This is a genomic window from Nocardia sp. NPDC060220, assembly GCF_042727815.1.
Taxonomy (GTDB): domain Bacteria; phylum Actinomycetota; class Actinomycetes; order Mycobacteriales; family Mycobacteriaceae; genus Nocardia.
In genome coordinates this window covers 1-21,278 of record NZ_JBHWZY010000001.1, presented here as the reverse complement: position 1 = coordinate 21,278, position 21,278 = coordinate 1, and the positions used below count along the sequence as shown (strand labels likewise).

Annotated in this window: 18 protein-coding genes; 10 read left to right on the top strand and 8 right to left on the bottom strand. The window is 67.4% G+C overall.

Features of this window, described 5'->3' with window-relative positions; all coding sequences use genetic code 11:
- Positions 1 to 141: 141 nt before the first annotated feature.
- Together ACFWF3_RS00090 and ACFWF3_RS00085 are read left to right on the top strand one after the other, a co-directional pair.
- Positions 142 to 1,023 carry an NAD(P)-dependent oxidoreductase gene (locus ACFWF3_RS00090; protein WP_379311837.1) on the top strand — a complete coding sequence of 294 codons (882 nt, stop codon included), beginning with the start codon at positions 142 to 144 and terminating at the stop codon, positions 1,021 to 1,023.
- Positions 1,023 to 1,865, top strand: coding sequence for an NAD(P)-dependent oxidoreductase (locus tag ACFWF3_RS00085; protein WP_379311836.1), 843 nt, complete (start codon positions 1,023 to 1,025; stop codon positions 1,863 to 1,865). The genes ACFWF3_RS00090 and ACFWF3_RS00085 overlap by 1 nt, the downstream gene beginning before the upstream one ends.
- Positions 1,866 to 1,911: 46 nt before the next feature.
- Here the strand turns inward: ACFWF3_RS00085 and ACFWF3_RS00080 are convergent, their stop codons facing one another.
- The 3 genes from ACFWF3_RS00080 to ACFWF3_RS00070 are packed head-to-tail and all read right to left on the bottom strand — an operon-like array spanning position 1,912 to position 3,918.
- On the bottom strand, positions 1,912 to 2,154 hold the full coding sequence (locus ACFWF3_RS00080) for a helix-turn-helix transcriptional regulator (RefSeq protein WP_056823747.1): 243 nt from the start codon (positions 2,152 to 2,154) through the stop codon (positions 1,912 to 1,914).
- Positions 2,144 to 2,992, bottom strand: coding sequence for an ABC transporter permease (locus ACFWF3_RS00075; RefSeq protein WP_379311835.1), 849 nt, complete (start codon positions 2,990 to 2,992; stop codon positions 2,144 to 2,146). The genes ACFWF3_RS00080 and ACFWF3_RS00075 overlap by 11 nt, the downstream gene beginning before the upstream one ends.
- Complete coding sequence (locus tag ACFWF3_RS00070; protein ID WP_379311834.1) at positions 2,989 to 3,918, bottom strand: ABC transporter ATP-binding protein; 930 nt, start codon at positions 3,916 to 3,918, stop codon at positions 2,989 to 2,991. Before ACFWF3_RS00070 ends, ACFWF3_RS00075 begins: the two co-directional genes overlap by 4 nt.
- A gap of 180 nt (positions 3,919 to 4,098) precedes the next feature.
- Between ACFWF3_RS00070 and ACFWF3_RS00065 the strand changes: the two genes are divergently transcribed.
- A complete protein-coding gene (locus tag ACFWF3_RS00065) occupies positions 4,099 to 4,545 on the top strand; it encodes a nitroreductase/quinone reductase family protein (protein WP_379311833.1) in 447 nt (148 codons plus the stop codon).
- On the opposite strand, the gene aroQ is transcribed toward ACFWF3_RS00065, so the two are convergent.
- The gene (gene aroQ, locus ACFWF3_RS00060; RefSeq protein WP_379311832.1) at positions 4,542 to 4,988 is read right to left on the bottom strand and encodes a type II 3-dehydroquinate dehydratase; all 447 of its coding nucleotides are present in this window, start codon (positions 4,986 to 4,988) and stop codon (positions 4,542 to 4,544) included. The genes ACFWF3_RS00065 and aroQ overlap by 4 nt on opposite strands.
- A 200-nt stretch (positions 4,989 to 5,188) precedes the next feature.
- Entirely contained in the window at positions 5,189 to 5,749 is a 561-nt protein-coding gene (locus tag ACFWF3_RS00055) for a hypothetical protein (protein WP_378635010.1), read from the bottom strand.
- Positions 5,750 to 6,145: 396 nt separating this feature from the next.
- On the opposite strand from ACFWF3_RS00055, the gene ACFWF3_RS00050 reads away from it, so the two are divergent.
- Positions 6,146 to 7,825, top strand: coding sequence for an NTF2-like N-terminal transpeptidase domain-containing protein (locus ACFWF3_RS00050; protein ID WP_378989214.1), 1,680 nt, complete (start codon positions 6,146 to 6,148; stop codon positions 7,823 to 7,825).
- 72 nt (positions 7,826 to 7,897) lie between these two features.
- Positions 7,898 to 8,254: a DUF3054 domain-containing protein gene (locus ACFWF3_RS00045; RefSeq protein ID WP_379311831.1), complete on the top strand. Its 357-nt coding sequence runs from the start codon at positions 7,898 to 7,900 to the stop codon at positions 8,252 to 8,254.
- Here the strand turns inward: ACFWF3_RS00045 and ACFWF3_RS00040 are convergent, their stop codons facing one another.
- On the bottom strand, positions 8,255 to 9,328 hold the full coding sequence (locus ACFWF3_RS00040; protein WP_378989212.1) for a YbhN family protein: 1,074 nt from the start codon (positions 9,326 to 9,328) through the stop codon (positions 8,255 to 8,257). It abuts the gene before it with no gap.
- Between the two features lie 9 nt (positions 9,329 to 9,337).
- Entirely contained in the window at positions 9,338 to 10,921 is a 1,584-nt protein-coding gene (locus ACFWF3_RS00035; RefSeq protein ID WP_378989532.1) for an adenylate/guanylate cyclase domain-containing protein, read from the bottom strand.
- Between the two features lie 72 nt (positions 10,922 to 10,993).
- Here ACFWF3_RS00035 and ACFWF3_RS00030 point away from each other — a divergent pair, with 72 nt between their 5' ends.
- From ACFWF3_RS00030 to ACFWF3_RS00010, 5 genes are all read left to right on the top strand, one after another.
- Entirely contained in the window at positions 10,994 to 12,235 is a 1,242-nt protein-coding gene (locus tag ACFWF3_RS00030; protein ID WP_379311830.1) for an AI-2E family transporter, read from the top strand.
- Positions 12,216 to 13,394 (top strand): MacS family sensor histidine kinase, encoded by a 1,179-nt coding sequence (macS, locus tag ACFWF3_RS00025; RefSeq protein ID WP_378989210.1) that lies wholly within the window; start codon positions 12,216 to 12,218, stop codon positions 13,392 to 13,394. Before ACFWF3_RS00030 ends, macS begins: the two co-directional genes overlap by 20 nt.
- A 16-nt stretch (positions 13,395 to 13,410) precedes the next feature.
- Positions 13,411 to 14,061 (top strand): response regulator, encoded by a 651-nt coding sequence (locus ACFWF3_RS00020; RefSeq protein WP_378916257.1) that lies wholly within the window; start codon positions 13,411 to 13,413, stop codon positions 14,059 to 14,061.
- A gap of 62 nt (positions 14,062 to 14,123) precedes the next feature.
- Positions 14,124 to 14,795 carry a DUF1707 domain-containing protein gene (locus ACFWF3_RS00015; RefSeq protein ID WP_378653837.1) on the top strand — a complete coding sequence of 224 codons (672 nt, stop codon included), beginning with the start codon at positions 14,124 to 14,126 and terminating at the stop codon, positions 14,793 to 14,795.
- Between the two features lie 552 nt (positions 14,796 to 15,347).
- Positions 15,348 to 17,075: a DUF2339 domain-containing protein gene (locus ACFWF3_RS00010; protein ID WP_379311829.1), complete on the top strand. Its 1,728-nt coding sequence runs from the start codon at positions 15,348 to 15,350 to the stop codon at positions 17,073 to 17,075.
- A gap of 58 nt (positions 17,076 to 17,133) precedes the next feature.
- On the opposite strand, the gene ACFWF3_RS00005 is transcribed toward ACFWF3_RS00010, so the two are convergent.
- The coding region (locus ACFWF3_RS00005) for an MMPL family transporter (protein WP_379311828.1) at positions 17,134 to 21,278 on the bottom strand (4,145 nt) is incomplete at its 5' end.

The following is a 21,278-nucleotide window of genomic DNA, read 5'->3' as shown; positions in this document are numbered from 1 at the left end:
TCGCCACACCCTTCTGACCGTATTTCGAACCTCTGGGTAAGCAACCACACCCGAACGTTCGGTCTTCCCGACGATACTCGCGCCGACCACCATGGAAAGCGGCGCCGAACCAACCAGTATCGAGAATCGAAGGGCCACACCATGTCCGAGCAGACCGCTCCCCGTTCCGTTTCCGTTCTCGGCCTCGGCCCGATGGGCCAGGCGATGACCAGGGCCTTCCTCGAAGCGGGCGTCGAGGTGACGGTGTGGAATCGCAGCACCGCCAAGGTCGATGCCATGGTGGCGCTGGGTGCCGAGCGCGCAGGCACCGTCGCCGAGGCGCTCGATGCCAACGAGGTCTCCGTGCTCAGCCTCACCCATTACGACGCCATGTACGACGTGCTCGGCCAGGCGATCGACCACCTGCCCGGCAAGGTGATCGCCAACCTGTCCTCCGATTCACCGGACAAGGCGCGGGCGGGCGCGCGGTGGGTTCGCGAGCGGGGCGCCGAATTCCTCTCCGGCGGCGTGATGTCGGCGGGCGACAACATCGTCCATCCCTCGTCCTACATCTTCTACAGCGGCCCGAAGACGGTCTTCGACGCGCACGCCGAGCTGCTGCGCCCGCTCAGCCCGCAGGAATACCTGGGCGCGGACGACGGCTCGGCCCAGATCTTCTACCAGGCCCTGCTGATCACCTTCCATCCGTGGTTGCTGGCGTTCGACCAGGCGTCGGCGATGATCGCGAACTCCGGCCACAGCATCGACCAGTTCGTACCGTTCGCCGTCCGCTCCGCCGGCGCCTACCCGTTCTTCATCGAACAGTTCGCCGAGGCGAACAAGGCAGGCGGCTTCGCGGAGCTCTCGCACCTGAAGATGATGGACGCGGGCGCCCAGCACATCATCGACGCCAGCGAAGAGGCAGGCGTCGACGCGAGCCTGTCCCAGCTCGCCCAGTCGTTCTGGCGCAAGGCCGTCACCGCGTCCGAGGCGACAGGCAGGCAGATCTCGCCGTACGCGTTGTTCCGCGGCGAGGCGTCCTGATGTCGACTTCCGGCCGAGCGGCCGGGGCGGTCACCGTCATCGGCCTCGGCCCGATGGGGCAGCAGATCGTGCGCACCTACCGCGCCGCGGGTTTCACGGTGACGGTCTGGAACCGCACCCCCGGCAAGGCCGACGGTCTGGGTGCCCATCGCGCCGAGACGGTCGCCGACGCGGTGGCGGCGGCGGAGCTCATCGTGCTCAGCCTGACCCACTACGACGCGATGGACGAGATTCTCGGCGGCGCCGATCTGACCGGCAAGGTTGTGGTCAACCTGTCCTCGGATTCGCCGCAGCGGACTCGGCAGGGGGCGGCGTTCGTCCGGGCTCGCGGCGGCGAATTTCTCGCCGGTGGGGTGATGGCTCAGCCGCACGAGCTGGCCGGGCCTGCGGCGTACATCTTCTACAGCGGCCGACCGGCGGTATTCGAAGCACAACGAGAGTTGTTGCGGCCCTTGGCGGCCATGGAATATCTGGGTGCGGATGACGGCGCGGCCCAGGTCTTCTACCAGGCGATGCTCGCCCTGTTCCTGCCTCTGCTGCTCGGCTACGAGCAGGCGCTGGCGATCATCGACCGGTCCGGTTCCGAGATTGCCCGGTTCATGCCCTATGCCCAGCGGTCACTGGGCAGTGTCGGCGAGCTGTACGCCGCGTGGGCGGGAATCGCCGAGGACGGGGGTCCGCCCGATCCGGTGTACCTGCGAATGATGGCGGCCGGTGCGCGACATGTGGTGGCGACCGGTGCCGAGGTCGGCGTGGACACCGTTCTGGCCGAATCGGTTTCGTCATATTGGGAGCGAGCTGCCGGTACGCCCGAATCGACGTTCCAGGTATTTCGCGGATGACACGCTGAAACCGTTCGGCACGGTGGTGCCGAACGGTTTCCGGTGGTCACGCGGTCTCGGCGCCCGATCCCAATCTCGGGAACGGCTCGGTGGAGAACACCACTTCCACCGCTACCTCGAAGTAGGCCGCGAGCCGCAGGGCCAGGTGCAGGCTGGGGCTGTATTCGCCGCGTTCGAGGTAGCCGACGGTCTGGTAGTGCACACCGAGCGCTTCGGCCAGGTCCCGCCGCGAGATGCCGCGCTCGGCGCGCAACATCGCGATGCGGTTGTAGATGACCTCAGAAGGCACGCTGCATCGCTTTCTCGCGGCGCACGGCCACGCTGGATCCCGACTCATGGCGGGCCGCCCGGCGCAGCACGATCGGCGCGAGCAACAACCCGACGATCGACCATACGCCGAGTACCGCGGCGGTCTCGAGGTGCCGCCACGACCCGTCGATCTCGATGGCCGCCGCCTCGGCGGGGAGCAGCCCGGAGCGCATGCCCAGGCCGAGCCAATACATCGGGAACAGCTGGGCCAGGCCCTGCACCCAGCCGGGGAGCGCGGTGATCGGGTACCAGATGCCGGAAATGGCGATCAGTCCCATCAGCGGCAGTGTCAGCAGGAAGATGTCGCGGGCGCCGACGATCAATCCGCCCAGGATGGCGCCGATCGGCAGGGTGGCCAGCAGACCGAGCACGATCACCCACGCCAGCGTGACCAGGCCGCCACCGGGCATCGAGAATCCACCGACGATCACGGCACCGATGGTCAGCACCACCACCAGCTGGACGAGTACCGCGGCCGCGGTCGTGCCGATCTTGCCGATGAAGTAGCCGAGGATGCCGTTGGGAATCGTCTTGGCGCGCAGCAAGGTTCCGTCCTCCCGGTCGAGGGCGAGGACCTCGGCGATGCCGTACAGGCCGTTGAACGCGATGATGCTGCCGAGCAGGCCGGGCACCGCGAGTTCACCGAGTGACAGCTCGGTGTCCTGGTAGGTCCGGTCGCGCAGGAAGAAGATCGCTATCAAAAACAGTGTGGGAGTGAGGAACTGGGCCACCAGACTCGTCCCGTTGGTGTAGAGCTGCCGCAGTTCGATCCACATCGCGGCCAGGCCGCCCCTGACCGCTACCAGCGTGGGATTCATCGCGTGACCTCCTGCAGTGAGCGAACGGGTTCGGCGGCCGTGCCGGATTCGAAACGGCGGACCAGCGCCATATAGGTGTCCTCCAGCGACGCGCGCTGCACCTCGAGGTCCTCGATCAGGTCGCCGTGCTGCTTGAACAGTTCGTGGACGTACTTGGTCGACTCGGTCGTCGTGTGGACGAAACGTTGGCCGTCGCGGGTCCAGCGCACCTCGGCCTCGCCCGCGGTGGCGGCGCTGAGCTCCTCCGGCGAGCCGTCGGCGATGATCCGGCCACCGGCCAGGATCAGGATCCGGTCCGCCAGTTTCGCGGCTTCGTCCAGGTCGTGGGTGGTGAGCAGGACGGTGGTCTCGTCCAGATCGGCCAATCGATGGACCAGATCGTGGAAGTCGCGCCGGGCCGCGGGATCGAAGCCCGCGGTCGGCTCGTCCATGAAGAGCAGTTCCGGTCGGCCGACGATGCCGATCGCCACATCGAGCCTGCGTCGCTGCCCACCGGACAGGGTGGCGATCTTCGCATCGCGCTGATCGGTGAGCCCGACCAACTCGATGAGTTCATCGGTGTCCCACGGTCTTGTCACCCGGGCCGTGGAATAGGGGCTGTAGTACCCACCCAGATGGCCGAGCAGTTCGGCCACTCGCCATTTCGCGTGGTCACGCCAGGATTGGAGCACCACGCCGATGCGGGCGCGCCAGAGTTCGTCACCGTGTTCGGGATCGGCCCCCAGCACCTCGACCTGGCCGGCCGACCTCCTGCGGAACCCCTCGAGGATCTCGATCGTGGTGGTTTTGCCCGCGCCGTTGGGCCCGAGCATGACGAGCACTTCCCCGCGCTCGGCTTGAAATGTCACATCGTGCAGGACGTCGGTCTCGTCGTACCGCATCCGTAGTTGCGCGACATCGAGAACAGCGTTGTTGTTCGAAGCCATGAGTCCTCCCAGTCATCGACCTTCGATGATTTGTAGCATACATACTACATTTCATCGTGGCAATGCTTCGCCGAAATGGGACATTCCGAAAACTGTGAGCACTGCTCTTGACTTCGGCTCGCGGAGCGCGCATGCTTGTACTCAACAGAGAGCAGTGCTCACAGTTCAGGAGTGATCAACATGGACAACGCGACCCGCCACCTCCCCCCGACCGGCATCGACCCGATCGTCAACAAGATCGCCAACCTGCTGCCCAAGCTGGGGATCAGCATCATGGGGTCGCGGCTGCTGGCGGTGCGCGGCCGCAAGAGCGGGGAATGGCGCACCACCATGGTCAACGTGATGACGGCCGCCGACGGTGAGCGCTACCTGGTCGCGCCGCGTGGGCACGTCCAATGGGTGCGCAATCTGCGCGTGGCGGGCGATGGCGAACTGCGCCTCGGCCGCAAGACCGAACGGTTCACCGCCAGCGAGGTCGCCGACACCGACAAGGTGCCGCTGCTCCGGCTGTACCTGGAGAAGTGGGGCTGGGAGGTCGGCAAGTTCTTCGAGGGCCTCACCAAAGACGCGACCGATGCCGAATTGATCGCTATCGCACCGGGTTTCCCCGTCTTCCGGCTCAGCTAGGGCTTGCTCAGGTATTCGATCGCGGCGGCATAGCCCTGGATGCCGAGGCCGGCGATGACCGCGGTCGCGATCGGGGAGACGAACGAATGGTGCCGGAACTCCTCGCGCGCGTGCACATTACTGATGTGCACCTCGACGATCGGCACCTCCGGGATCACCAGGGCGTCGCGCAGTGCCACCGACGTATGGGTGAGGCCGCCGGGGTTGATGACGATGGCCGACACCTCGCCGCGGGCCTGGTGGATCCGATCGATCAGCGCGCCTTCGTGATTGGACTGGAACGCGATGACCTTGCGTTCGAATCGGGCGGCGGTCTGCTCGCACAGTGCGACGACATCGTCGAGGGTGTCGGCGCCGTAGATCTCGGGCTGACGGGTACCGAGCATGTTCAGGTTCGGTCCGTTGATTATCAGGATGGGACCAGTGGCCTGCTCGGTTTCCATGCAGGCCACTGTATCCAGGTTGGACCCGTCCCGGATCGTGTGGTGGCTGTGTTTTTGGAGCGCTGGCGCGCTCGAGCGGGCCCCTGGGGCCCTGATCTTCCCTCCCTCCGGGTACTCCTTCGTCGCACCCTCCGGTCAGTCCAGATCAGGGCGGGGCCCTTTGGGTAGGGACATACGGGCCGTACCCGTTTCGCTGGGGGCTACAAGCCCGTGGGGCCCTCCGAGCGCAGGTCGTCGACCTTGCGCATGGCTTCGCGGAGTTCGGCCAGCCAGGTTTCGGCGTGTTTGCCTGCGAGTTTGACCGTCCAGGCCAGGGCGTCGGCGCGGGAGCGGGCTACGCCCGCGTCGATCAGGGTGTCGAGGACCTGGCGTTCGGGCTGACGGAGACGGGTCATCACGGGGACGGCCAGGTGGGTGAACAGGATCCGTTCGCCGTCTACTCGCACGCCCCACGCGACGCTGCGGCCGTAACGCCGCTGGGCCTCGTCGGCGATCTGCATGCGGGCCGGGCGGGTCGACTCGCGGAAGCGGGCCAGCGCGCCTTCTTTCGTGGCCGCCGGGGTGCTCGCGTCGCCGGGGACGGGCAGTTCGCCGACCACGACGATCTCGTCGCGGTCGATCTCGATGTCCACCGGTCCGGTGAACCAGTCGGCGGGCAATCGTCCGGCGAACCAGTCGGGGGCGTCAGCGGGATCGGGAAGGTCGGCTTGCTGCCATCCGCCGGGTCGGCCGAATCCGCGCTCGCGTCGATCGTTCCGCATGGAAATCACCTGCTATCTGTCTTGCGCACGTTGCGTTGATTACAAGATTACGCCGATATCAGCGCGGTGAATTCCGCTCTGCGTGAACGAGTGCGTATCGACTCGGTAAAGGCGATGCCGTGCGTGTGGGCGGAGGCGGCCTGGGTACCCTCGCGTTGAATCGCCGGACAAATGCGAGATCCGCACCACCTGGCGCGGCTGTCGGTACGGTTGACGCAGCAGTTGTTGCCGCTTACTGGGCGAGGTTGGAAAACGGACCCTCATCGGGGCGAGATTTCCGGCACAATCGAGGTGTCGAGGTCGGGGAGTATCCCGACTGGCCGGGGCATTGGAGACGGGTCAACTTCCGGTACGGTGGATTTGTTACCGGAGTGGCAAGAGTGAAGAGTGGGCGATATGGATGTGTGGGGATCCCGCCGCTTTCGCGTCCGGGGCGCAATGGCGATCGCGGGGGTTGCGACCCTCGCCATCGCGCTGTGCTCGTGCGGAGTGGGTGGGAAGACGAGCGAGTCGGAGACGGTGGTCCAGCGGTTCACCGAGTACCTCGACGATCAGGACTACGGCAAAGCCGCCGACCTGACCTCGTACCCCGCTGCCGCTTCGGCAACCATGAAGCAAATGTTCGAGGGCCTGCAAACGGGCACCGTCGACTACGAGGCGTCGCAGGTTATCGACCTCGACAAGCAGTCGGCGATCTTCAGCATGGAAGTCGCCTGGAACTTCGGCGAGAAGAAGGACTGGACCTACACACTGCAGGGCACCGTGCGCAAGCTCGCCATCGGCTGGCGGATCTCCTGGGAGCCCGCGGTGGTCATGCCGCAGCTGACGAACAATCGCACCGTCAAGCTCGTGCGTACCACCGCGAAGCCGCCGCCCAAGGTTGTCGACCTGCCCGGCGAAACGCTGATGACCGAGCAGACGCTCAATGTCATCAAGATCGACCCGAGCCGCACCGGCGACCTCGTCGGCACCACCAACGCGCTCGCCGACGCCATCGAGCCGGTCGCGCCCCTGATCACCGGGCCGTCGCTGATGCAGCAGCTGGCAGGCTCGCAGGGCAAGCCGATCGTCGCGGTGAACCTGCGTGACGGGGATTTCGCGATCCTGGAACCACGGATGGCCAAGGTGCCGGGTGTGGTGATGGAGAAGCAGCCCAAACTGATCTCGGCCGACCGGCGCACCCGTTCGCCGATGCTCGACGCGCTGCGCGAGGTGTGGCAGGACAGCCTCGAGGCCACCGCGGGCTGGGGTGTGCAGATCTTCGAGGCCGACGGCAGGTTCGTCAACCAGGTGGCCGGATACCAGGGACCGGCCGGGCCGGACATCGCCGCGACGATGGATCAGCGACTACAGCGCGCCGCCGAAGACGCCGTGGTGAGCGCGGGGACCGCGGCCACGGTCGTGGCCATTCAGCCGTCGACCGGTGCGGTCGTCGCGGTCGCGCAGAACTCTTATGCGACGGAGAAGGGACCGATCGCCTTCACCGGACTGTTCCCGGCGGGCGGCACGATGGAGTTGTTCCGCACCGTGGCCGCGGCGATCAAGAACAAGCCGCCGCAGGACGTCACCGTGCAGGAGGCGGCCGAGGCGGCCACCGCGCTCGGCGTCGGCGTCGACTTCAAGGTGGCCGGGCTCGACGAGGTGACCGGGCGGATCAGCACGCCCGGCCGCAGCACCGAGCAGGTGCGTCAGGGTGCTGGCGCCGACGCGGTGCAGGTGAGCCCCTTCGGGATGGCGATCGCCGCGGCGGCCATTTCGCGGGGGTCGGTGGCGCCGCCGATGATCGAGGCGGGCAAGCCGGGCACCACCGATACGCCGGTTCCCGCGCTGCCCCAGCCCGCGGTCGACCGGCTGCGCGGAATGATGAACGAAGGCATCGGCAAGCCCGAAACCGCCGCGCTGCGCGGATTCCGCGATATCACCGCCTTCGCCGCGACGGGCGGCGCCGACGGTTGGCTGCTGGCGACGATGGGCGACCTGGTCTTCGCGGTGCACATCGCCGATGTCGACAGTGGTGACGCCACTTCACGACTCGCGGCCGTGCTGCTGAAATCGCTGGCGACGCCGGAGCCGTAAAGCGAGAGTTATCACTGCTCAGTGGCTATGAACCCGGTCTCGAAGTCGATCTTGACCGGTTACGCTACGTCGGTGAAGAGATACGCGCCGTTCGGTATCGATGCTCTATTGGTGATCGTCTTCTGCGCGATCGGGAGGCGCAGTCACGACGAAGCCGTCATCGCCGGTCTGCTGAAAACGGTGTGGCCCTTCGGGTTAGGACTGATCCTCGGCTGGGTCTCAGCGGTCTACCTCGCACGGAACACGCGGTTCGACGCAACGGCGTTGTGGCCCAACGGAATTCTGATCTGGGCGAGCACCCTGGTCGGCGGGATGGTGTTGCGCGCCATCAGCGGTCAGGGCGTCGCACTGAGTTTCATGGTCGTGGCGGCCTGCGTCCTCGCGCTGTTCCTGCTGGGTTGGCGGGCGGCCATTCGCGCGCTGCGTTGATCAGATTCGTCGCTGCTGCTTGAACTCTTGCTCGTATTCTTCGTCGTCGGCCTGTGGTGTGCGGAACAGGAACGCGAAGACGATCCAGCCGACCACGGCGACCAGGATGAAGCTGACCAGCCGGTATACGAACGCGGCCGCGACGGCCTGCGCGGCGGGCAGGCCCGCGGCCGCGGTGAGACTGTAGATCAGCGTCGCGTCCACGTAGACGATGCCGCCTGGCGCGAACGGAATCGACCCCACCGCCTTGCCCGCCGCGAAGGCGATGAGCAGCCCGGACAACTTGGGATCGGCGCCGATCGCGTAACAGGCGGTGCCAAGACACGCCACGTCGGCGAACCGGTGCACCAGCGCCCACACCCCGACGAGCGCCGCGTCCTTCTTCCCCAGATCGACCGACTCGAGTTGCGCCCGGATCTCGGCCAGCTTGGCGATGCCGTGATCGGCGGGTTTCTTCCGCAGCCGATTCACCAGCGCGAGTACCCGCCGCAGCACGGCCTCGAGCGTGCCGGGATGGCGGGCGAGATAGTTGCCTGCGAACACCACCAGGGCGAGGACCACCAGCGAGACGACGAATTTGAAGCCGATTCCCTGTCCGACCAGCGCGGCGCCGGCGATCCCGAGCAGCGCCAGCCCCGCGGCGGCGACCACGCCGGAGAAGACCAGCTGCCAGGAGGCCACGATCGGGCTCGCGCCCCAGCGCCGGGTCTGGCGGTAGGTGAACGCGGTGGAGAAGACCTGTCCGGCGGGCAGCGTCAGCGACATCGCGGTCGCGCCGTAGACCACCGATACCGATTTCCCCTGACTGACGTCCACCCCACCGGCGTGCAGCAGTTGTTTCTGCACCCGCCCGAAACCGCTCATCGACATCGCCTGCAACACGATGCACAGGAACAGCCAGCCCCAGTGGATCTCGGTGAGCGTGCGCCAGGATTCGTGCAGGCGGGGCCACAGGTACACGCCTTCGCCGACGAGCAGCGCGAGGATCACCGCGCCGAGCACCCACTTGACCCACCGAAAGCGGCGGCGGCGGCGCTCGGCCGGTGCGCCTGCTAGGTCGCCGTCGGCCGTCACGGTCTCAGCCTAGTGAACACAGTCGGCTTCCGGCCGTCCGCAGACTGCGCACGGCCGGAGCGAAGGCGCAGGTACGCCTAACGAACGCATCTGTTCTTCCTCGTCCCCGCGCGGCGCGGCGATCGCCGACTTCGGCCAGGCCAGGCGGGTTTTTCTGCGTCTGCCGCGCAATTGGACCTCGTCTCCGGTTATCCAATGTTCTTGCTCGCTTTCGTCGGCGAAGTAGAGCGCGCTGCCCGAAGCGAGAACGCGGCCGGGATGATCTTTGGCCAATTCGGTGAGCCGCGACGCCTCGTTGACGGGGTCGCCGATCACGGTGTATTCGAAACGATTTGCGGCGCCGATGTTTCCGGCCACCGCCAGGCCCGCCGAGACGCCGATGCCGATATCGAGGCTGGTCACCTCGCGCAGGGCCTCGCGCAAGTCGCGGGCCGCGGCGAGGGCGGCGCTCGGCGCGTCGGGGCGATCCAGCGGGGCGCCGAAGATGGCGAGCGCCGCGTCGCCGACGAACTTGTTGACGAAACCGTGGTGGCTGTCGATCACGTCGACCACCACCCGGAAGAACTCGTTGAGCAGGCTCACCACCTCGGTCGGCGGGCGTTCGGCCGCGGCGGCGGTGGAACCGACCATGTCCACGAACAGCACCGCGACGAATCGGGTCTCACCACCGAGTTCGGTGCCGTAGTCCAGTGCTCGCTGCGCCACGTCCTCGCCGACGTGCTGGCCGAACAGTTCCTGCAGCTTGCGGCGCTTGGCCGCCTCGTCCATCATCCGGTTGAAGCCGACCTGCAACAGCCCGATCTCGCTCCCGTCGTAGACCTCCACCTGCACGTCACGCGAGCCGGCCTGCACCCTGTTGATGGCCTGGGACAACTGCCGCACCGGGTCGGAGATCGAGGAACCGGTCAGCATCGACAGCGCCAGCGCCTGCAGGATCACCACGCCACACAGCAGCAGGATCGAGATCGCGAGCGACTTCGCCGAGAACTTCACGTCCGAGGAGATCTGGGTGACGCACAGCAGCACGATCGCGATGGTCGGCGCGAAGGTGCCCATGCCCCAGGTCATCGCCATCCGGGTGCCGACGCCGGGGGTGAGCGTGTGGTCGAAGGTGCCCTCGGTCAGCGCCTCCGCGGCGACCGGGCGCAGGATGCGTTCGCCCAGCATGTAGGTGAAGCCGAACACGATGGTGGCGGCCATACATTCGGTGACGATCACCGCACCCGCCAGTTCGGGCGATTCGGTGATGATCAGCGCGGCCAGGATCCCGCCACCGATGATCCACAGCACCAGGTGCACGATCGACTGCCGCAGCGGCACGTGCAGGGCCGCCATCTGCTCGCGTCTGCTCGGTGGCCCGCCGCGCATCTGCCAGCGCATCACCGGCCGCAGCATGAGGGCCGCGGCGAAGATGCTCAGCACCGCGGCCACCCCGAAAACGAGCAGCGGCGCGAGCAGACCGGTCTGGCGCACCCCACCCGGATCGCCCTCCGGAACCGGCAGGCCGTATTGGATGAAGGCCCACACCAGCACCGCGCCGAAGGCGTTCGCCAGCAGCACAGACGTCAGATACAGCGGCCAGCGCGTTCGCATGGTCTGTTTGACCGCTTCCAGGGGCGCCGACACGACCACCAATCTAGCGTTCGGACCGATAGGCTCTCTCGAGTGACCGACCAGAAGGTAGATTCCGGGACCGCGTCAACGCCGTGGCGCTCGGACGCCGAGGCAGTTCATCCCCTGGTCCGCAAAGCCGCCGCGTGGAGTTGGCGGCTGCTGATCATCTTCGGCGCCCTGCTCGCGGTCGGAATGCTCGTGCAGAAGTTCGCCACGGTGGTGATCCCGCTGGCCATCGCGCTGCTCGCCGCCGCGCTGCTCGCGCCGATGGTCGATTGGATGCAGCGGGTGGGGATTCCGCGTTCGCTCGGCGTGTTCGTCGCGCTGCTGGGGTCGATCGGTCTGCTGGCGGGGGTGCTGACCTTCGTCGTCGAACAGTTCGTCGACGGTGTGCCGGGGCTGTCCAACGAGGTCACCAACAGCGTGCACAAGGTGCAGGACTGGTTGATCAACGGTCCGCCGCATCTGAGCGATCAGCAGATCCGCAACGCGGGCGACACCATCGTGCGCACCATTCAGGACAACCGCGAGAGCCTGACCAGCGGCGCGCTGACCACCGCCACCGCCATCGGCCACATTCTCACCGGTGCCTTCCTGATCCTGTTCATTCTCATCTTCTTCCTCTACGGCGGAGATCAGATCTGGAACTTCGTCACCCGGATCATCCCCACCGCGCACCGAGAAAAGGTCCGCACCGCCGGTGAACTGGGCTTCGGAACGCTGGTCGGGTTCGTGCGTGCCACCGTCGCGGTGGCCGCCGTCGACGCGATCGGTATAGGAGCAGGGCTGGCGATTCTGCATGTGCCGTTGGCCTTGCCGCTGGCCTCGCTGGTGTTCATCAGCGCGTTCATCCCGATCATCGGCGCGTTCTTCGCCGGGTTCGTCGCCGTGTTCATCGCCCTGGTCACCAAGGGCCCGGTGACCGCGCTGATCGTGCTCGGCATCATCATCGCGGTGATGCAGCTGGAAGGCCATGTGCTGCAACCGCTGCTGCTCGGGCGGGCCGTGAGTATCCATCCGCTGGCCGTGGTGCTGGCCATCACCGCGGGCTTGGTCGTCGGCGGAATCGCGGGGGCACTGCTCGCCGTGCCGCTGATCGCGGTGGGCAACACGGCGATTCGCTATCTGCTCGCCGACAGTCCGGAGGAGGCCTTCGGCGAGCTGGTCGCCACCGAGGAGCGAAAACGGTTCAGCGCCGAACCCGACAAACCGGAGCCGCCGGGCCGCTTCGATGTGGCGAAGCGGCTGCGCATGGAAGAAGCCGAGTCCGGCGATGCGGACTCACACCGCTGAGCTGAGCTCGGCCGACGCCGCGACCGCGCCGCTGTGGCGGGCGGCGCAGGCGTTTCGGCTGGTCACGCTGCTGTACGCGATCGGTCAGCAGATCGCGTCGGTGTCGTATTACGAGCATCCGCGACTGAGCTGGATGCTGATCGCGGTGATGGCGATCTGGTCGGGCAGTTCGGCGCTGCTGCTGTCGCAGTGGTACTTCCCCGAGGCGACCGGGAAGATCCGCGGCTGGGTGGTGTTCGGCGACCAGGTGGTGACGATCGCGCTGATCGCCTCGACTCGGCTTGTCGCGGACTACGATTGGTACCACGGACATCAGACCCTGCCGACGACGTTGTGGATCGCGAACTCGGTGATCTCGATGGCCATTCTGCGCGGACCTGTCGCGGGTGTTGTCGCCGGACTTGCCATGTCGGCCGTCGTGGTGACCGTGCGCGATCAGTGGGGACAGGATGTCTGGGGCGACGCGACCGCACCGGTACTCGTTTCGGTCGGGTTGGCGCTCGGGTTGGCCGCCAATACCGCTCGACGGGCGCAGGGGCAGCTCGAACGGGCTTTGCGGATCACGGCGGCGGCGCAGGAGCGGGAGCGGTTGGCTCGCGAGGTGCACGACGGGGTGTTGCAGGTGCTGGCGTTCATCAAACGCCGTGGAAGCGAGATAGGCGGGCCCGCACAGGAACTCGCGCAGCGAGCCGGAGAGCAGGAGGTGGCGTTGCGGGTGCTGCTGTCCGAGCAGGCGGAGCTGCCAGATCCGGGGTCGGGCGACGTGGATCTGCGGCCACTGCTGACCGCGCACGCCACGCCGAAGATATCGGTGGCCACGCCGGGCGATCCGGTGCTGGTCGGACGGATGGTCGCCCAGGAGATCGCGGCGGCGGTGAACACCGCGCTGTCGAATGTCTCGTTGCACGCCGGCGCCGACGCGAAAGCCTATGTGCTGCTCGAAGACACCGGTGACGGCTTGGTGGTGAGCGTGCGCGACGACGGTGTGGGGATCGCGACGGGACGGCTGGAAGCGGCCGAAGCCGAAGGGCGGATGGGGGTTTCGCGGTCGATCGTCGGCCGGATCGAGGCGCTGGGCGGCAGTGCCGAGTTGTTGACCGAGGGCGCGGACCTCGGTACCGAGTGGGAATTCCGGATTCCGCGCCATCCGGCGCGCTGAGAAGAGGAGCTGGGCGATGCCGGTGATCACGGTGATGGTGGTCGACGACCATCCGATGTGGCGTGAGGGTGTTTCGCGCGATCTCGCCGAAGCCGGTTTCGAGGTACTGGCCACCGCGGACGGCGTCGGCACGGCCTCCCGCCGGGCCGCGGCCGTACAGCCGGACGTGGTGTTGATGGATATGCAGCTCACCGACGGGAACGGGGCCGCGGCCACCGCCGAAGTGCTGCGGGTGTCGCCGCACAGCCGGGTGCTGGTGCTGTCGGCCTCGGCCGAGCGCGACGATGTGCTCGACGCGATCAAGGCCGGGGCCAGCGGATATCTGGTGAAGAGCGCGTCCGCCGCCGAGCTGATCGACGCTGTGACGGCCACTGCCGCTGGTCAGCCGGTGTTCACGCCCGGGCTGGCCGGGTTGGTGCTCGGCGAGTATCGGCGGATGGCGACCGCACCGGCGGCCGCCGATCAGCCGCATCGGCCGTCGTTGACCGAGCGGGAGACCGAAGTTCTGCGGATGGTGGCCAAGGGGTTGTCGGCCAAGCAGATCGCTACTCGATTGAATCTCTCGCACCGGACCGTGGAGAACCACGTGCAGGCGACGTTGCGCAAGTTGCAGCTGGCGAATCGGGTCGAACTCACCCGCTACGCGATCGAGCAGGGGCTCGAGTAGTCGCAGTGATTAGGGGTTTGCCCTGATGTGCTCGGTAGGGGTGTCTGGCTACCCTCGATGACATGGGCGGTCCTGAATCCCTCTTCGTACCCGGTGCCGCGACGGCTGGTCCCGTCGGTGACCGTGAGCTGCGTGTTTCCGATGCCGAACGTGAGCATGTCGGTCAGCTGCTGCAGCGTGCCGTCGGGCTCGGCATGTTGTCGCTCGGGGAGTTCACCGAGCGGATGGACACCGCGCTGGCCGCCAAGACCCGCGGTGAACTCAACGCCGTGCTGGTCGACCTGCCCGGTATGCGGGTGGCGGGCACACCGCAGCCCGCCGCGATGCCGCGCCCACGACACATCCCGGTTCCGGCCGGTGGATCGAATCCGAGCGCGATCCGCAGCCGGTTGTCGGGGGTGCATCGACGCGGGCCGTGGCAGGTGCCGCCGGTGCTGCACCTCAACAACCTGATGTCCGGGGTGACCTTGGACTTCACCGAGGCGGTGATGCAGACGCAGATCGTGGAGATTCAGGTCGACGACTACTGCACGAGCCTCACATTGCTCGTCCCAGCGGCGGCCACCGTCGACCTCAACGGTCTCGATCTGGTGGGGTCCTCGGCCAACAACAAGGTGCGTACGGGGCCGCCGATCGGACCTCTGCACCTTGTCGTGCACGGACGTATCCGGTTCGGGTCGGTGACGGCGAAGTATCCGTTGATGGTGCAGTGGCGACGGTTTCTGGGGTCATGATCCCGAGTAGTCGGGGAGACATCGAGGGCTACCCGGGCTGATTCGGGTAGGAACCGGGGACTGACGGGGGTTTCTACTCATGTTCGGCGGGTGTCGGGCGCCGACGATGGGGATATGAGTACCGCTATTGATCCCGCGCTCGTAGCGCGGCTCTCGGGGGAGTTCACCGCGCTGGGCGCCAGGATGGGTCAGCTGGGGGGCGATCTGGATGTGCTTTCCGCGCAGTTGCGGGCCGAAGAAGCGCTGCGCGAGGGCGAGGTGGTGCCCTCGACGTCGAGTGCGGCTGTTGCGGGGCCTGCGGCTGTTGCGGGGTCGCCTGCTGTGGGGCCTGCGCCCGTCGCGAGCCCGCCGACTGTTGCGGGCTTCGGGCCTGGTCACGGCGGTCCGCCTCGGGGCGCTGACCTCGGTCAGGCGGGGTGGGCAGGTGTTGGCCACACAGCGACCTACGCGCCGGCGCAGGGAGCGGCTGTGCCCGTGGGCGCGGGGCAGGGGCGTCAGGTTGGGCACGGGTGGGGGCAGGGAACTTATCCGGCTGGTCGACCCTTCGCGCCGATGCCGATGCCGATGCCGATGCAGATGCGTGGGCCGGGGCGCGAGGCTCGGGTGCCGTGGTGGCAGCGGGAAGGGGTGATTTCCCGGGTGCTGGCGGTGGCCGGGGTCGGCGTGACCTTGGTCGGCGTGCTGATGCTGTTGGTGTTGGCCGCACAGGCGGGGTTCTTCGGCCCGATAGCGAGAGTCGTTGCTGGGGCAGGTCTTTCGGTGGTACTCGTCGGCCTCGGGTGGCGGGTTTTCGGTCGGCCCGGCGGCCGGGTCGGCGCAATCGCGTTGGTGGCCACCGGTATCGCCGGGATGTATCTGGATGTCGTTGCGGTGACGGGGTATTACCGATGGGTCCCTGGCGGGGTGGGGCTCGCGGTGGCGCTGGTGGTGGCGTTGATCGGGGTGGGAATCGCGGTGCGGTGGCAGTCGCAGCCGCTGGCCGTCGGGGTGGTGGTGGGGGCCGCGGTGCTGTCACCCGCGTTGACCACCGAGTTGATGTTGCTCGGGTTCCTGGTGGTGTTGCAGGCGGCCGGGGTGCCGGTGCAGATGCGCAGGGATTGGCCGGTGCTCCACGTGGCGCGCACTGTGCCGGTGGTGCTCGCCGTGCTGGGGATGGTGGCGTTCAGCGGGATCGAAGGGGTGATCTCCGGCTCGGAGGCGCAGCAGCGGCAGGGTCTGCTGGTCGCCGCGATCGCCTGTGCGGTGGTCGGTCTGGTCGGCGCGCTGCTCACGGTGCGGCGCAGGCACGATGACATCACCGCGAGCATCACGATCGCGCTGACCGCCCTTCCGGTGCTCGCCGTCGCCGTACTGTTCGACCGAATGGTGAGCGCCTCGATCACCGCGGCTCTGGCCGCTGTCCTGCTCGGCCTCGCGGCCACCGCGGTGATTCCGCGCCTGACGGGAGTGGTCCCCGCCGCGACGCCTCCCCGCCCCGCGAATGCTCCTGATGCCGAGGATGTTCGGCCTGTCGCAGTGTTGCGGATCGCGCGGCACACGGCACTGGTGGCGGGTCTGACCGGTGCCGTAGCTCTGTCGCAGACCTGCGTGGCGGCGACGAGCGGTCACCCTCGACTGCTACCGACCATGCTGTTCGCGGCCGGTCTGGGGTTTCTCGCGGTGGCCGCCGTCAGTCGCACCCGGGTGGCCGCCGGGCTCGGTATCGCGTTCGCGTTGCTCGGTGGGCTGGTGATGCTGGCGACAGCTACGCCGGAAACACTTGCGCTGCAGGGGCTCGCGGAGCGGGAACTCGATGTCGCGACTGCCGTGGCGGCCGTGGTCGGGTTGGGCGTGGCGGCGATGGTGGCGTGGACCGTGCCACGGTTGCCGCGGTGCGACGATCCGGCGCTCGTCACCGGGGTGTGGATCGCGGTGAGTATCGCGGGGCTGTACTACGTGCTGGTCGCCGCGGTGTCCCTCGGCGTATCTCTGGGCGGTGCCGATGGTTTCATCGTCGGGCACAGCCTCGCGACCATCGTGTGGATGGTGGTGGCCACCGGCTCGCTGTTCTACGGTTTGCGTCGTCTCGCCAGTTCGCCCGCCGTGGCGAAAGTCTGCCTGGTGTCCGGCCTGCTGGTCGCCGCGGCCGCACTGGCGAAACTGTTCCTGTTCGATCTGGCGACACTGTCCGGCCTGGTCCGCGTCACCGCGTTCCTGGCCGTCGGAATCCTGTTGCTACTCACCGGAACCCGCTACGCACGTGCCTTCGCCGAGGCCGCACCACCGCGCCAGGTCTCCTAGAGACAACGAACCGGCGGGGCTCGAAAGCCCCGCCGGTCGCGTGTCAGCACTGCGAACGTCAGTCGTCTTCGCGTCGGCGCAGCAGTTCGTTCACGCTCACCGTCCGGCCCTCGTTGCCGTGGTGGCGACCCTCGTCCGCGGCCGTACCGCGGCGCGACGAGCGCAGCTGAGCCATCCAGTTCTCGATCTCGTTGCGCGTATCGGCGGGGGATTCCGCTGCGGTGGCATCGGTTTCGGCGGCAGGAGTATCCAGGGACGCATCGTCGGAAGGCTCCGCAGGCGATGCGGGCGGCGTCGGAACAGCGGTGAATCCGGAAGGCGCCTGCCACTGACCGGGGGTGCCGATCTGGTCGGTCGCCGGTGCCTCGCCGGCCGGTTCCCCACTGGCGGCCGATGTTTCGCCGGTTGCCGAATCCGGCTGCCGGGGTGAAGGAGCGGTCTCGGGTCGGACCTCGGTGAATCCGGGCGGCGCGATCTGCGGGCGCACCACGTCTGCCGGTCGAGCCGAAGTCGGCCGGTCACCGGAGGAATCGACGACGGGACGATCACGGTTCGCCTCGTCGGCCGAGGACGGGGTGACCGGCGAGAAGCGAGGTCCGCTGTCCTGGTCGGACGAGGTGAAACCGCGTGGTGTGCCGGGGCCGGTCATGCCGTTGTTCCACGGGGAGCTCGGCTGCGGTTCCACGGGTACCGCGGTGCCGAAGATGCCCTGCGGCGGGATCGGCGACTCGGGTTCCGTTTCCGCGCGAGCCGGACTGCCCTGGTGAGACTCGGCGCGATGCGAGCCGGGCGCCGCTGTGAAGTCAGGGCTCGCTGTATCGACCTCATACGGGCGCGAATCCGTCTCGCGCACAGGGGGATCGGCCTGCTCCGTCGGACGGCTCTGTTCGGTCGGACGGCTCGGCTCGGTCGGACGGCTCGGTGCGAATGGACGGCTCTGTTCGAACGGACGACTCTGCTCTGACGGACGGCTCGGCTCCGCCGGAGGGGCCGCATCGACCGGATCGGGCGCGGGGGAGTCGGGCGTGACCGGCCTGAGGTTCGACGCGGTCACCGGGCTGAACCCGTTGAAAGTTCCGCTCGACGGAGTCTCGCTCGCAGGCGCGGGGGGCGTCGCGTTCGGGGGCGTGTTCACGATCCTCGGCGCCTGCGGCGGGACGATCCCACGCGGCGGCGGTGTCGCCGTGTTCGGCCTGGCCGGGGGCACAATGCTGGGTCGCGGCGGCGAATCGGCAGGGGGGGTGCCGAATCCGGCGCTGTCGCCGGTCTCGTCGGGGGTCGACACCCGGGGCACCGGCGGAGTCTCGCCGATCACGCCGGAGGTGTTGTAGCCCGAAGGCGGCTGTACGCGTTCGGAGCCACGCGGCGGAACCCCGGTGACGATGCCGGGCAGATCGAGGCCGGACCCGGTGTCGACCGGTCCGGGTCGCGAGATCGACGGGCCGGTGGGGGTTTCGGCGGTGCCGTTCGTGCGTCCGCGCCCGTTGGTCGAGCGAGCGGCGCCACCGGGGCCGGTTCGGGGATCGCCGAGATCGGCGAGGGGGATGGGGGGTGTGCCGAAGCTCGGCCCCGAGTAGCCACGGTCTTCGTCCTCGGCGGTATCCGTGGTCGAATCATCAGGTCCCTGAACGGGATTCGGCGTATTCGGCTGCACGATCGGGAGCACCTGGGTCGGCTCGCCGGACACGTACTTCGGCAGGTCCGAACCGGAGTCCTCCTGCTTCGCAGGCTCTTCCCGATCGGCGTTCACGGGTGTACCCGGCTTGACGACCGGCAACTCCCGCGTCGGCTCACCCGAGGACAGCATCGAGGCGCGCGGGCGCGTCGGATCGGGTGACATCGGCTGGCGCGGGCGACTGGGCTCGGCGGGTTCGGCGTCGGTGATCTTGTCGATGCGCTGGGTCGGGGCCTCGGCCTCGATCTCGGCGACCGTGCGCGGCCTGCGCGGGGTGCGGGCCAGCTTGGAATCGGGGACCACCGTCATCTGCATGGTCGGCGGGTCGGTGATCGGGGTGGTCTTCACCAGGTCGACCACGCCACCGTGTTCCGGGCGCTCGTCGTCGAGGATGGGTTCGCCGAGGCCGATCTTCTCCTGGATGCGCTTCATCCACTTCGGCGCCCACCAGCAATCGTCGCCGAGCAGCTTCATGATCGCCGGGACGAGCAGCATGCGCAGAATGGTGGCGTCGATGAACAGCGCCGCGATCATGCCGTAGGCGATGTACTGCATCATCACCATGTCGGAGAACGCGAACGCGCCGGTCACCACCAGCAGAATCAGTGCGGCAGCGGTGATGATCCTGCCGGTTTGGGCGGTGCCGATCCGCACGGCTTCGGTGGTCGACGCGCCTTGGGCGCGTGCCTCCACCATGCGGGAGAGCAGGAAGACCTCATAGTCGGTCGACAAGCCGTAGATGATCGCGATGATCAGCATCAAGACCGGTGCGCTGATCGGCTGTGGCGTGAAGTTCAGTACCCCGGCGCCGTGGCCGTCGACGAAGATCCACGTGAGGATGCCGAGGGTCGCGCCGAGACCCAGCGCGCTCATCAACGCGGCCTTGATCGGCAGCACCAGCGAACCGAACGTGAGGAACATCAGCACGGTGGTGGTGACCAGCACGAGCAAGATCATCCACGGCATCAATTCCAGCAGCGTGTCGATGCTGTCGGCCATGAGCGCGGGCTGACCGGTGACGTACATCGTGACGCCGTCGGGTATTTCGATCGAGCGGAGATAGTCGATCGTCGGTTCGGCGCCGCCGGTGGGATCGACCAGGGTCGCCGAGGTGCGGAACACCTCGGGGTTGGTCGGCGACTTGACCGGCACCTCGAACGGACCGACCAGCCCGGGAGCCTGGTTGGCTTCCTTCCAGACCTTGCCGATCGCGTTGGTGTTGTCCGAGACGAAGACCAGCTGGATCGGGTCGGTCTTCTTCTGCGGGAAGACTTCGTAGAAGTGCTCGAGCGAGGACCGGGTCGTATTGTCCGGCGGGAGGTACTTCTCGTTGATGCCGCCGAACGCCAGGTCCTTGACCGGGATGATCAGCAACAGCAGACCGACGGTGATCGGAATAGCGATCTTGAGCGGGTGCTTCATGACCCAGCGGGTCGTGTTGCCCCAGAAGCCGTTCTCGATCTGCTCGGCGGTCTTGGTCTTGCGGAACCGCTTGAGACCGAGCGCGTCGACGCGGGGGCCGAGGATGCCCAGCATCGCGGGCAGGATCGTGATGGCGGTCAGTGCCGCCAGTGAGACGGCAGCGATGGTGCCGTACGCGACCGACCGCAGGAAGCCCTGCGGGAAGATCAGGATGCCGCCGAGGCTGGCGATGATCATCGTCGCGGAGAAGACAACTGTTCGTCCGGCGGTCATCACCGAGCGCCGCACAGCGGCGGGCGTGCTGTACCCCTCGGCCAGTTCCTCGCGGAAACGGCTGACTATGAACAGGCCGTAGTCGATCGCGAGACCGAGCCCGATCATCGAGACGACGCCGGTGACGAAGATGTTGACCTCGGTGAAATTGGTCAGCACCGTCACGATGCCGGTGGCACCGATGATCGTCAGACCACCGATGATCAGCGGCAGCGCGGCGGCGACGATGCCACCGAAGATGAAGAACAGCAGGATCGCCACCGCGGGGAAGGCCAGCACTTCCATCCGCTTGGAGTCGTGGTCGAGGGTGTCGGTCAGCGTGACCGCGATGGGCTGCAAGCCCGAGACCTCGACGTCGACGCCCGGGATGTAGAAGACGTCTTGCACGGCACGGTAATTGGCCATCATGACCGTGTCGTTGTCACCGGCGATGGCGATCGAGGCGAACGCGTGTTTCTTGTCCTTCGACCCGAACGCCGACGGCACAGCGGGCGCGTCGCCCACCTTCCAATAGGTGCCGTTGATCTTGCCGATCTGATCGGGATGTTCGGCGACAACCCCGGTCAGGCTGGCGACGATCTTCTGCTGGAACTCCGGGTCATCGATCGTTTTGCCCTCGGGGGCGTTGTACATGACGATCACGTCGGCGTTGTGGTCGCGCCCGTATGACCCGTCGGCGATCTCCGCGCCCTTCACCGACTCCGAGCCCGGATCGAACCAGCCGCTCTGAGTCAGGCGGGGGCCGAGCCCCATGCCGTAGGCGCCCAACGCCAACATCGCCGCACCGACGACAACGATGACGACGAAGCGGAACCGGTAGACCAGATCGCCCC

Bases quoted from the DNA above. Each gene is read 5' to 3' on its own strand.
- ACFWF3_RS00090 (WP_379311837.1), top strand. From the start codon at position 142: ATGTCCGAGCAGACCGCTCCCCGTTCCGTTTCCGTTCTCGGCCTCGGC.
- ACFWF3_RS00085 (WP_379311836.1), top strand. From the start codon at position 1,023: ATGTCGACTTCCGGCCGAGCGGCCGGGGCGGTCACCGTCATCGGCCTC.
- ACFWF3_RS00075 (WP_379311835.1), bottom strand. From the start codon at position 2,992: ATGAATCCCACGCTGGTAGCGGTCAGGGGCGGCCTGGCCGCGATGTGG.
- ACFWF3_RS00070 (WP_379311834.1), bottom strand. From the start codon at position 3,918: ATGGCTTCGAACAACAACGCTGTTCTCGATGTCGCGCAACTACGGATG.
- ACFWF3_RS00065 (WP_379311833.1), top strand. From the start codon at position 4,099: ATGGACAACGCGACCCGCCACCTCCCCCCGACCGGCATCGACCCGATC.
- aroQ (WP_379311832.1), bottom strand. From the start codon at position 4,988: ATGGAAACCGAGCAGGCCACTGGTCCCATCCTGATAATCAACGGACCG.
- ACFWF3_RS00055 (WP_378635010.1), bottom strand. From the start codon at position 5,749: ATGCGGAACGATCGACGCGAGCGCGGATTCGGCCGACCCGGCGGATGG.
- ACFWF3_RS00050 (WP_378989214.1), top strand. From the start codon at position 6,146: ATGGATGTGTGGGGATCCCGCCGCTTTCGCGTCCGGGGCGCAATGGCG.
- ACFWF3_RS00035 (WP_378989532.1), bottom strand. From the start codon at position 10,921: ATGCGAACGCGCTGGCCGCTGTATCTGACGTCTGTGCTGCTGGCGAAC.
- macS (WP_378989210.1), top strand. From the start codon at position 12,216: ATGCGGACTCACACCGCTGAGCTGAGCTCGGCCGACGCCGCGACCGCG.
- ACFWF3_RS00020 (WP_378916257.1), top strand. From the start codon at position 13,411: ATGCCGGTGATCACGGTGATGGTGGTCGACGACCATCCGATGTGGCGT.
- ACFWF3_RS00015 (WP_378653837.1), top strand. From the start codon at position 14,124: ATGGGCGGTCCTGAATCCCTCTTCGTACCCGGTGCCGCGACGGCTGGT.
- ACFWF3_RS00010 (WP_379311829.1), top strand. From the start codon at position 15,348: ATGCCGATGCCGATGCCGATGCAGATGCGTGGGCCGGGGCGCGAGGCT.